The sequence below is a fragment of the uncultured Ruminococcus sp. genome (assembly GCA_902785355.1).
GTDB lineage: Bacteria > Bacillota > Clostridia > Oscillospirales > Acutalibacteraceae > Ruminococcoides.
In genome coordinates, this window is record CACZYF010000016.1 from 26,188 (window position 1) to 37,981 (window position 11,794).

Annotated in this window: 10 protein-coding genes; all 10 read right to left on the reverse strand. The window is 56.1% G+C overall.

The window, feature by feature from the left end:
* Nucleotides 1-6 precede the first annotated feature (6 nt).
* The 10 genes from R2I50_RS05300 to R2I50_RS05345 all read right to left on the reverse strand — a co-directional run bounded on the left by R2I50_RS05300 (nt 7) and on the right by R2I50_RS05345 (nt 11,515).
* Entirely contained in the window at nt 7-270 is a 264-nt protein-coding gene (locus R2I50_RS05300) for an HPr family phosphocarrier protein (protein WP_316608118.1), read from the reverse strand.
* A 74-nt stretch (nt 271-344) separates the two neighbouring features.
* Complete coding sequence (locus tag R2I50_RS05305) at nt 345-2,288, reverse strand: fructose-specific PTS transporter subunit EIIC (protein WP_316608119.1); 1,944 nt, start codon at nt 2,286-2,288, stop codon at nt 345-347.
* A gap of 351 nt (nt 2,289-2,639) precedes the next feature.
* On the reverse strand, nt 2,640-3,542 hold the full coding sequence (gene pfkB / locus R2I50_RS05310; protein WP_316608120.1) for a 1-phosphofructokinase: 903 nt from the start codon (nt 3,540-3,542) through the stop codon (nt 2,640-2,642).
* Nucleotides 3,539-4,288 carry a DeoR/GlpR family DNA-binding transcription regulator gene (locus R2I50_RS05315; RefSeq protein WP_316608121.1) on the reverse strand — a complete coding sequence of 250 codons (750 nt, stop codon included), beginning with the start codon at nt 4,286-4,288 and terminating at the stop codon, nt 3,539-3,541. The genes pfkB and R2I50_RS05315 overlap by 4 nt, the downstream gene beginning before the upstream one ends.
* Nucleotides 4,289-4,753: 465 nt before the next feature.
* The gene (gene nifU, locus R2I50_RS05320) at nt 4,754-5,134 is read right to left on the reverse strand and encodes a Fe-S cluster assembly scaffold protein NifU (protein WP_316608122.1); all 381 of its coding nucleotides are present in this window, start codon (nt 5,132-5,134) and stop codon (nt 4,754-4,756) included.
* Nucleotides 5,135-5,241: 107 nt separating this feature from the next.
* A complete protein-coding gene (locus R2I50_RS05325) occupies nt 5,242-6,429 on the reverse strand; it encodes a cysteine desulfurase family protein (RefSeq protein WP_316608123.1) in 1,188 nt (395 codons plus the stop codon).
* A gap of 137 nt (nt 6,430-6,566) precedes the next feature.
* On the reverse strand, nt 6,567-8,105 hold the full coding sequence (locus tag R2I50_RS05330; RefSeq protein ID WP_316608124.1) for an asparagine synthase-related protein: 1,539 nt from the start codon (nt 8,103-8,105) through the stop codon (nt 6,567-6,569).
* 366 nt (nt 8,106-8,471) lie between these two features.
* On the reverse strand, nt 8,472-8,906 hold the full coding sequence (locus R2I50_RS05335) for a PCC domain-containing protein (protein WP_316608125.1): 435 nt from the start codon (nt 8,904-8,906) through the stop codon (nt 8,472-8,474).
* A gap of 808 nt (nt 8,907-9,714) precedes the next feature.
* The gene (locus R2I50_RS05340) at nt 9,715-11,055 is read right to left on the reverse strand and encodes a peptidoglycan-binding protein (protein ID WP_316608126.1); all 1,341 of its coding nucleotides are present in this window, start codon (nt 11,053-11,055) and stop codon (nt 9,715-9,717) included.
* The gene (locus tag R2I50_RS05345) at nt 11,048-11,515 is read right to left on the reverse strand and encodes a hypothetical protein (protein ID WP_316608127.1); all 468 of its coding nucleotides are present in this window, start codon (nt 11,513-11,515) and stop codon (nt 11,048-11,050) included. The genes R2I50_RS05340 and R2I50_RS05345 overlap by 8 nt, the downstream gene beginning before the upstream one ends.
* Nucleotides 11,516-11,794 lie beyond the last annotated feature (279 nt).

Here is an 11,794-nt window from a genome sequence, read left to right on the forward strand (position 1 = left end):
TCGGATTTATTCGCCGAAGCCGCTCTCGATCATAGCGGTAGCCTCAGCCAGAGCCGCCTCTTCATCGGTGCCGCTGCATACGACCTCAACCTCGTTGCCGCACTTGATGCAGGCGGCGATGATATTCATCAGGGACTTCGCGTTGACGTCCTTGCCGTTGACCTTGAGGGTCACGTCGCAGGCGTACTTCGCCAAAGCATTGGCAAAGGTGGAAGCGGGGCGCATGTGGAAGCCCTGCGCGTTTACGATCGTTACTTTTTTCGATACCATAGTGCATTTCTCCTTTTTCTTTTGCTTGGCGCGGGGAGGTCGCCCTCCCCATGCCTTGGATACTTATATAATGATTATTGCTCTTCGTTCTTCTTGAATATGGAGAGAACCAGGCAGCCGACAACAGCGCCGATGACCAGTGCGAGGAAGTACATCAGGGGCTTGCCGATGGTGGGCAGTACGAAGATACCGCCGTGAGGAGCCATCAGGGTGCAGCCGAACAGAGCGGACAGAGCACCCGCAACAGCGGAGCCTACGATACAAGCGGGGATGACCGGCCACGGATGACCCGCAGCGTAAGGAATCGCGCCCTCAGTGATGAACGACAGACCCATGATGAAGTTGACGGGACCGTTCTTTCTCTCTTCAGCAGTCCACTTCTTGCGGAAAATAGTGGTAGACAGAGCGATCGCGAGCGGGGGAACCATACCGCCGATCATAACAGCAGCCATGATCATGAAGGGACCTTCGTTGGAGCCCATGACGCCGGACGCCAGCAGGCCGGTAGCGGTAACGTAAGCAGCCTTGTTGAAGGGGCCGCCCATATCGATCGCCATCATACCGGCGAGCAGAGCGCAAGCGGGAACGATCAGAGCGGGGTTAGAAGCCATAGCGCCAACACCCTCGGTCAGCTTGCCGTTGAGCCAGCCGACGATCGGGTTGACAGCGCACATCATAACGGCAACCATGCCCAGACCCACGAGCGGGTAGATCAGAACGGGCTTGATGCCTTCAAGCGCATGCGGCAGATGATCGCAGATCTTCTCGACCATCTTCATCAGCCAACCGGCGAGGAAGCCGGCGAGCAGAGCGCCTAAGAAGCCGGATACAGCAGCGCCGTCGCCGCCGGGAGCAGCGAAGGTGGAGCCGGTAGCCGCCAGCGAACCGCCGACGAAACCGACGAGCAGACCGGGACGGTCAGCGATGGACTGACCGATGAAGCCGGCGAGGATCGGGAGCATAAAGCCGAACGCCACGCCGCCGATGGTCTTGAACCAGGCCGCTACGGGAGTTACCGAACCGAAGTTGCCGTCCTGGGGAGCGCCGGAGAGGGCGTCGATCAGGAACGCGATCGCGATGAAGATACCGCCCGCGACAACGAACGGAAGCATGTGGGAAACACCGTTCATCAGGTGCTTATAAAGCTTTCTGCCGAAGCTTTCATTACCGACCGAGCCGGAGCCGCCCTCGACCTTCTTGTCGCTGTGGAATACGGGGACTTCCTTGTTGACGATCTTGTTGATGAGCTCCTTGGGCTTATGGATGCCGTCGGCAACCTTGGTGGAGTAGACGGGCTTACCGTCGAAGCGAGCGGTCTCAACGCTCTTGTCAGCCGCGATGATGATACCGTCGCAGGCTGCGATCTCAGCAGCGGTCAGCACGTTCTTCGCGCCGCCGGAGCCGTTGGTCTCGACCTTGATGGAGATACCCATCTCGTCGCCTGCCTTCTGCAGCGCTTCAGCAGCCATGTAGGTATGAGCGATACCGGTGGGGCAAGCGGTGACGGCGAGTACCTGATAGCCGTCCTTCTTGGGAGCGGGAGCAGCAGCTTCCTCGGGGAACTGCGCAGCCTCCTGCTTGTTGATGATGTCAAGGAACTCCTGAGGAGTCTTTGCAGCCTTGAGCTTTGCGGTGAAGTCCTCGTGCATGAGCATCTGCATCAAACGTGCGAGAACCTCCAGATGGACGTCGCCGTCCATAGTAGCAGCGATCATGAAGATCAGCTTGCAGGGTGCGCCGTCGGGAGACTCATAGTCAACGCCGTCCGGCACGGTGATAGCGGCGAGAGCCGGAGCCTTGACGGCTTCGCTCTTCGCGTGAGGGATAGCGACCTCCATTCCGATCGCGGTCGTACCCATCTCTTCTCGCTTGAGGATACCCTCCTTGTAAGCAGCAACGTCCTTGAGGTTGCCCGCCTTATCGTGCAGAGAAACCAGCAGGTCGATCGCCGCTTGCTTTGATGAAGGCGCCGCGTTCAGCTTGATCGCGTTCGCTTTCAACAAATCAGTAATACGCATAAATACTCTCCTTTCATACTGTTTTCAGTACTAACGTTTCAATATCAAAAGCGTTATCTCACGATAACAATTATGACCAAAGGCAGTAGGAGTTAGGAGTTAGGAATGAGGAATGAGAAATTATGGGAAACGCTTCGCGTTTTGGATTCCTGTCAGATCATGCAATCGAACATTTCCTGTCGTTACACAATCGGGCGCAGGAAGCGCCCGCCCTTCAACATTCACCGTTCTCCGAGAAAAGCCGTCAGGCTTTCCGTAACTTCTTACTTCTTACTTCTTACTTCTTATTTCTTATTTCTTAGTTCTTAGTTCAACAAAGCCGTCAGGCTTTCTCATCTCCGTTCTCCGTTCTTACAGCTGCTTGAACACCTCGTCGATCTTCTCCCTTGTCGCAAGACCCGGGAGGAAGGAGGTCGCGTTGCCGCAGGCGGAGCCGAGCTTCAAGGCATAGCCGTAGTCGCCGGTCTTTTGATAACCTGCTACAAAGCCCGCTACCATGCTGTCGCCCGCGCCGACGGTGTTGATGACCGGCTGCTTCAGGGTGCCGCAGGTATGGGTCTCGCCGTTCTCGTCAACGAGGAAGGCTCCCTGACGTCCGAGGGAGACGATGACGTTTCTCGCGCCCATCTCCTGCAGCTTTCGGGCATATTTCTCAACGTCCTGAGCGTTCTCGACCTCCGCGTGGAAGATCTCGGAGAGCTCCTGACGGTTGGGCTTGATGAGGAAGGGGTGTGCGGAAAGCGAGTTGACCAGCAGCTGCTTGGTCGCGTCGACCACGATCATGATCTTCTTGTCCTTAACGCGCTCGAGCATACGCTCATAGATATCGTCGGGACAGGTCTTGGGGATGCTGCCCGCGAGCACCAGCGTATCGCCGTCAACGATACGGTCGAGCTTCTGCATCAGCTCCTCGAGCGCCTCGGCGGGAATATCGGGACCCTGTCCGTTGATCTCGGTCTCACCGCCGGACTTGATCTTGATGTTGATACGGGTGAAGCCTTCCTTGAGGCGGATGAACTCGGTGTGGATACGACTGTTCCGGATACCTTTTTCTATCGCGTCGCCGGTAAAGCCCGCGACAAAACCGAGCGCGGTACTGTTGAGGTCAAGCTCAGCGAGCACCTGCGACACGTTGATACCCTTACCGCCGTAATAGAACTCTTCGCTGTCGGTACGGTTGGTCACGTTGGTGCGCATGCTCGACATGCGTACGATGTAGTCGATCGAAGGACTGAGGGTCACGGTATAAATCATTTCTTTACCTCCTTGACGATGGTGATATTACTGTATCTGCTATCCGGACAAGCATCGGTGATGATGCAGCCGATCTTTAACGGTGCGAAGGTCGCGGCGCATACCTGATAGAACTTGGTATGATCCGCTACGACAAAGGTCATATAGCTGTTCTTGACGGCGGCATGCTTTACGCGCGCTTCGTCGATATCCGGGGTGGTGAAGCCCGCCTTGACGTCGATGCCGTTGGTACCCATGAACGCCTTGGTGAAGTTGAGTCCCTCGAGGCTGCGGATACCCTCCGCGCCGACCACCGCTTCGGTCAGCGGCTTGATCTTGCCGCCGATCATGTAGGTGTTCAGCCCCTTTGCGATCAGCTTCTGCCCGTGGAGGATGCCGTTGGTGACGTAGGTCGCTCTGCGGTTCTCGATGAAGTCGATCAGCCGCGCCGTCGTCGTGCCCGCGTCAATATAGACGAAGTCGTCGTCGTGGATCAGGGTCGCGGCATACGCGGCGATAGCGGTCTTTTCTTCGCTCATCGTGAGCGCACGGTTCGCGACGCCGGTTTCATAGACGCCGGAGCTCTGTTCCAGAGCGGTCGCTCCGCCGAACACCTTACGCAGCTTTCCCATCTCGGCAAGGGCGTTCAGGTCGCGGCGGATGGTAGATTCGGAGATATGCATAAGTCCTGAGAGCTCAGCTACCGTCACGGCGTTTCGGTCATTGAGGAGCTGTAAAATCAATTGATACCGTTCCTCGGTCAGCATGGAACTCACCTCTTTGATTAAATTATACCACTCGGTTAATCAAAGTCAAGCAAAATCGGTCATTTTCAGTCACCAAAACGTCGATTTGTTAGTTGTCATTATAGACATTGATATATTTTAGTAAACTTTCACAAAATTTTTTCAACCGACTCTGCGCGAGTTTGCGCGAATACGGTAGAAGAACGGAGAACGGTGAACGGTGTCGGGAAAACCTGACGGCTTTGTTGAACTAAGAACTAAGAAATAAGAAATAAGAAATAAGAAATAAAAAGTTACAGAAAGCCTGACGGCTTTTGGATTGATATAACAACTTCTAAAGTAAAACATCTGCGACTCTATATAGGGTCGCAGATGTTTTTGTTCTATCATATTATACAAATCGGGTGTGAGCATCGCCCACCCTTCACCGTTCTCCGTTCTCCGTTCTCCGTTCACCGTTCTCCGGAAAAAGCCTTCAGGCGTGAATTAATCAGTGGCTGCCTTGCTTTTATAATCCTCCAGCGCTGCCTGTATCGCTTCCTCCGCGAGTACGGAGCAGTGCATCTTATGCGGCGGGAGTCCGTCCAGCGCCTCGGCGACTGCCGCGTTGGTCAGCTTCAAGGCGTCGTCCACCTTCTGTCCCTTGATCAGCTCGGTCGCCATCGAGCTCGAGGCGATCGCGCTCGCGCAGCCGAAGGTCTCGAACTTGACGTCGGTAATGATATCGTCGTCGATCTTCAGATACATCTTCATGATATCGCCGCACTTGGCGTTGCCGACCTCCCCTACCCCGTCGGCGTTCTCGATGGTGCCGACGTTGCGCGGCTGTAAAAAGTGATCCATTACTTTATCGCTGTATAAAGCCATAGTTTTGTACTCCTTTCATACTAAGATTGTTGAGTCGCTTCGCTCCATTATTACAATCCCTCAGTCGCCTTAACGGCGACAGCTCCCTTTACCAAAGGGAGCCACTTTTATAGTATAAATTCCTTCTTGCCCTCTGTCAGATCGCGCCATACAGGCGAGAAGCTGCGCAGGTAGGCGACGATCTCTCTGACGGAATCGATGATATAATCCGCCTCTTCGATCGTGATATCCTCGCCGATGCTTAGTCTGAGCGAGCCGTGGGCGACATCATGGATCCTGCCGATCGCAAGCAGAACGTGACTGGGATCAAGCGAGCCCGAGGTGCAGGCGCTGCCCGACGAGGCGGAGATGCCCTTCTGATCCAGCAGGATCAGGATGGATTCGCCCTCGATACCCTCAAAGCTGAAATTCACGTTGCCCGCAAGCCGCTGTACCCTGTCGCCGTTGAGAGCGCTGTGCGGGATCTCGGAGAGTCCCTGTATCAGGTGATCGCGGACGTTCTGCATACGGGCGTTGTTGCCGTCCATATTTGCGACCGCCTCCTGTAACGCCGCCGTCATCCCGAGGATCGCGGGCAGGTTCTCGGTACCGGCTCGCTTGCCGCGCTCCTGAGCGCCGCCCTCGATCAGACTGTGCAGGATGATCCCCTTTCGAACGTAGAGGAAGCCGACGCCCTTAGGACCGTGGAACTTATGCGCCGAGGCAGAGAGCATGTCGATCTGCTGCGCCTTGACGTCGATGGGCAGGTGACCCACCGCCTGTACGGCGTCGGTATGGAATACGACGTTATGCCTGCGGCAGATCGCGCCGATCTCGGCGATGGGCTGGATGGTGCCGATCTCATTGTTGGCGGTCATGACCGTGACGAGGCAGGTATCCTCGCGGATGGCTTCTTCCAGCTCCGACGGGCTGACGATACCGTTCTCATGCACCGGTAGGAGCGTGACCGTGAAGCCGTATTTTTCAAGCTTCTCCAGGGTATGGAGGACGGCGTGATGCTCAAAGGCGGTGGAGATGATATGGGTCTTGCCCTTCTTCTTCCCGTTCAGAGCGGCAGTCAGGATTGCCTGATTATCCGCCTCGCTGCCGCCGGAGGTGAAGATGATCTCGCGGGGCTCGGCGTTGATGATCCCGGCGATCGAAGAGCGGGCTTCCTCCAGCTTCTCCTTTGCGTGCTGACCGATGGTATATAAGCTCGACGGATTGCCGTAGGTATTCTGCATGGCGTCCGTCATGACCTGTATCGCCGCGTCGCTCATGCGGGTAGTCGCGGCGTTATCTGCGTATATTTTCACATACTCAGCTCCTTTCTGTTCCCGCCTATTATATACCAACTTAACTACTATGTCAATAGGTTGTTAAAGCGAAAGGAGCCATATAATTCACTAAAAAAACGCCTGCGCAGGTTTCCCCACGCAGGCATATTTCTCTATCAGAATTTTAAATCATACCACAGCAGAAAAGCGTAGATCGCGTAGATCCTGCCCCAGTACTGCTCCTCGCCGCCGATGAAGCTTGTCCACAGCTCTCTCAGCGCGTCCTGATCGAAGAACTTCTGCGAGGTCTCGCCGAAGAATTTTTCCTCGATCGGCTTATTGAAGCGCTCATCCGCGAGCCATTTGCGAACGGGTACGGGGAAGCCGACCTTCTTGCGGAAGGCGACCTCGTCGGGGAGCTTGGTGCTCGCCGCCTTACGGAACACGTACTTATTCTGCTCGTTCATGAACTTGTATGCCGCGGGGATCCTCCGCGCGACGTTGAAGAGTCTGAGATCGGAGAACGGTGTATGCAGCTCGATACCGCAGGCGGTGGAGGTACGGTCGGTGTTGAGGTAGATATCGCCCTCGAGCCACAGCGAGATATCGACAGTCAGCTTCTGCGCGAGCGGATCCTGACCCTGTACCTCGTCCCAGAGCTCACGCACGGGATCCTCTGCTTTCACGGCGGGATCATAGTCCTTCATCAGTGATCTGACCACCTGCTCACTCATGATGTGGGAACAGGTCAGATAGACCCAGTCCGACGGGATCTCGCGCTTATGGGCGTTGTAGCCGCCGAAGAACTCGTCGATACCCTCGCCGGAGTAGACGACCTTCGCGTGCTCTGAGACCGCCGCACAGCCAATGGAGAAGGCGACAGCGGAGGCGTCGCCCAGCGGCTGACCCATCTTATCGATGGTGACGGGGAGTCGGTCGAAGTATTCCTCGGGGCTGATCATCTTGACGGAGATCTTCTTGCCGAGTATCTCGGCAGTCCGGCGCGCTAAAGCAGACTCGTCGAAGCCGCTCTCCACATAGCCGACGGTATTGGCGCCCTGCGCGTCGCTCGCCGCGAGCAGATAGGAGGAATCCACACCGCCCGAGAGGAAGGATTCCTTATACGGCAGCTCGGTATCGCCGCGCTCCTCGCTGAGGATCTCCTCGACGACGTCCTCGATCTCCTTTGCGAAATCATCGACGGACTTGGAAGAATCAGGCTCGAACTGCGGCTTGAAGTAGCGGGTATCGGTCAGCTTCTCACCGTCGAAGGTAAGGTAATGACCCGGGCGAAGCTTGTACACGCCCTCATAGAAGGTCTCCTCACCGATCGGGTAGCCGTAGAACAGGTACTGCTGCAGCATGCGCTTGTTGAGTGCCTTCTCGATATGCGAATCGGCGACGACTGCGTCGATATCGCCCGAGCAGAAGAGCTCGCCGCCGACAACGGCATAGAACATCTGCTTCTGACCGACCTGATCACGGAACACAAGCGTGATCTGCTTCTCTGTATCATACAAAGCGATTGCGAAAGCGCCGTAGAGGTGATCGGGGAGCGATGTCCCCCACTTCTCATAAGCGGCGGTCAGGATCGCTTCTTCACGCGCCTCACGCGGGAGCGAGGGCTCGATCCCCAGCTCGGCGCAAAGCGCCTTATAATTGCGGATATAACCGCTGAAATAACGGACTTGTACCTTTGCGGACTTCTTTTCCATATACATCCCTCCGTGTCGAATTCTGTCAGAATTATAACACGTTGCGGAGAGGTCGTCAATATTTCTTTATTTGTTTAACGGAGAATGGTGAATGGTGAATGGTGAATGGTGGAGGGCGGGCAAAGCCCGCACCCGATTAATATACGTTTGATAAAAAACTGCGTACAAAACCCTATACAGAGCCATAGACGTTTGAAAAGCAGTCGTTATACCAATCCAAAAGCCGTCAGGCTTTCCGTAACTTCCTATTTCTTATTTCATATTTCTTAGTTCTTAGTTCAACAAAGCCATCAGGCTTTCCCAACACCATTCACCCCAAATATGCGTCCCTCTCCTGTCCCTTCGCCCCTGTACAGGCGGTCGGCGTCAGTCCTTGAAGCTCCACACGCGGATGCCCAGCTCCTCATCATAGCGGCGGGTGATCCTACCCTGTGCGGGAGTCAGCACGATCTCGCCCGTCAGCCCGATCACAGCGTTCAGCAGATGACCTGTCAGCTGACAGAAGGCGTCGCCCTCACGATAGGCGAACGCCGCGTGAACATGCAGATACGGCTTGTCCTCATACTCGGTGACGTTGCCGTCTAAGGAGAGCAGCTCCAGCAGCGCTGTGACCTTCTTCTCCCGATAGGTGCGGGACTCTCCGTCAAACACGCCCACGGTCGCCTCACAGCAGCCGCCGATGCCCTGCACCTGAGCGACGCGGATATCCTCACGCTCGCACACACTCAAAAGCGAGCTGACGATCTCGTCACCCCTGTCCAGCCTGACATAAACCTTCTTGTCAAACACACGATATTCCATAGTAACCTCCTATTGATTGATAGTGATGTATAATCAGCCATCGCCCTTGTCGCGGAGCGATAAATCGGGCGGGCATATAAATCTGTATAACAGCCGGATTTATACGGTTATTATACCATAACTCCGAAGGAGATATGGTATAATCAGCCATCGCCCGTTGTCGCGAAGCGACAAACTGGGCGGGCATATAAAATAATAACCGGATTTATGCGGTTATTATACCACGGGGTCACGGATGTTGCAATATTGGCAGTGAAGATCATGTACAGCGGATCGCAGGGACGCGTGTTAGGAGTTAGGAGTGAGGAGTTGTAGGGGACGGCGACTCGACGTCCCGCGTCCCGCAAGGGACATTCGCGCAGCGATCTCGTAGGGGCGGTCATTGACCGCCCGCTGTCGCAGAGCGTAGCATATCCTATCCGACGCTTTCGAGATGAATAACGCTCATCGTTCGCGGGCGACCGATGGTCGCCCCTACGGCACGATCAAGCTTTAGATGTTTGCGAGACGTCAGGAGTATGGCTATATTGTAGGGCGGGGGCTTGCTCCCGCCGAGACGCTGCGGTGACATCAATGTGAAACGCGGAGCAAATCAAAGGCTTGTCATACTTCGCGTGAAAACGGCATTTAGAGGATAGGTTCCGGCGGGAGACAAGCCCCCGCCCTACGACTCGACCTAACGCTCGTCATTCGCGGGCGACCGATGGTCGCCCCTACGGCACGATCATACGTCGGAGTTTGCGGGTCGTCTTGGGAGCCGACCCCTGCAACTCGATCCGACGTTTATAACTCCTCACTCCTCCCTCCCCTACACTCTGTTTCCTCTCAGGATGATCTCAACCCATTCTACGGGACCGATCGCGCCGTTTTCCTCTACGCCGAGCTGCTTTTGGAGCGCGACGACGGCTCGCTTGGTCTGCGGCCCGAAGATGCCGTCCGCCGCGACGTCGGGGATCGCGGGATCGGTGCGGGAGATACGGCTCAGGTACCCTTGTATCACGCGGACTTCCTCTCCCCTGTCGCCCTCCACGAGGAACCGCCCGGGGTATGGCTCACCGATGGCGCTTTGGTAATTCGCGGGCAGCTGCGCGACGGTCTCCTTGTACGCGCGCTCGATGGTATAGTAGGTCTCGAGGTTGATCTCCCCCGTCACGGGCAAGCCGTAGGCGTTCTGGAAGGTAAAGACCGCGTCGCGGGTCATATCATCAAAGAAGCCGTTGATCGGTATCGGCGCCAGCTGGGGATAAAAGTAGCCGAGGAAGGCGAGGTAATACTGCACCGCCTCAACCTCAACGCCCCGATCGCCGAGAGAGAGGGTCGTGCGGAACACGCGCTCCACCTCGGGGATGGTCAGACCCTCGCTGGTCAGCTCCGCGAGGCGCTTCACCGCGGTATAGACGCGCTTGATCTGGTACCACGTCGCCTTGCCGACGATACCGTCGGGCGTGAGGTTGAAGATGCGCTGGAACTCCCTCACCGCCGCCTCGGTCTCGCCGTCATACACGGAGGTCACCGTCAAGGCGGGGATCGCGGGATAATTGCGGCGGATACGACTCAACTCGTTCTTGATCGTCCTCACGTCGTCGCCGAAGGAGCCGCGAGACAATGCCGTCCCGGGGTATGACTCCGTCTTGTCGGCAAGCGGCGCGTTCTCCACGATCTCGATATCGTCGCCGTAGTAGTATTTGAGGATCTCCAGGGTATCATAGCCCTGATTCGCAAGCTCCACCGTCCCCCACTGCAGCAGCCCGTCACAGAGCGTGATCCTTCCATCGCAGAACTTTGCCGCCAGCGGCTCGACAGTCCCCTTGCGGCGGATATAGTTGTTGAAAAGCTCGTCAACGATCAGGCTGACGGTATCGAAAACCTCGCCGTTCTCGGTATAGGCGTGGTCGTAGCGGGTATCGTTGGTGATATCGAAGTCGTATCCGCGGCTGGGGTAGTACTCGGTATAGACGCGGTTGAGGGTATAGGAGATCTGGGCGAGGATATTCGCCCTCAGCGCCGCCTGCGGCCAGCTCGGGAAGATCTCGGAGGAGGCGACGTTCTTGATGTAATCGGTAAAGGGTACGGTCACGTTGCGCGCCTGTGTATTCGGCGCGCCGAGATGGACGGTAACGTTAGTCGGGATCGTCGGCAGTTCAGCCATCTTCTCTCTCCCCCGTCAGCGGCACGAGCGAGATCGGGAGGATGGTCTCGGTCTTGTCGTGGATGATCACGGAGCAGTCGGTCAGCTCCTGAAAGTCGGGGTGAAAGATCGTCACCAGATACTCCGCCTCGGGGATCCGGGAGTCCTCGAAGTTGAGGGTACTCTCGATGGAGCGCGCGGGCAACACCATGTTGTCGACGATGCCGGAGATGTCGGTCACGTCGTTGTACAGGCTGTAGCGAACGCCCTGCCACACCTGCGACACATCCACCAGCACGTTCTTCAGCGGGAACGCCCCGCGCGCTACGCTGATCTGCACCTTGAGCGTGCCGCGCCCCGGGTACTCGCGGATGTATTCCTCGTATTCATCGCGAAAAGGCGTTTCTCCACGCGGCACGGTACGCGGCTGCGGATAGATCTCATCAGGTGAAACATCGCTGTTCAAATAATCTCTGTACATAGAAGCCTCCATAAAATGTGTTGACAAATATAGGCGAATAAGGGAGTTAGGAATGAGGAGTTAGGAGTTAGGAATTTTGGGAATGCCTGACGGCTTTTTGATTGGTATAACGACTGCTTATCATACGCATACGACCCTATATCAGGTTTTTCATGTAAGGAAGGGTCTTGACCCTCCCGCCTCCCGCAAGGGACATTCGCACAGCGACATCGTAGGGGCGGTCATTGACCGCCCGCTGTGACAGAATGTTGTAAGCCCTATCCGACGTTTTCGATATCA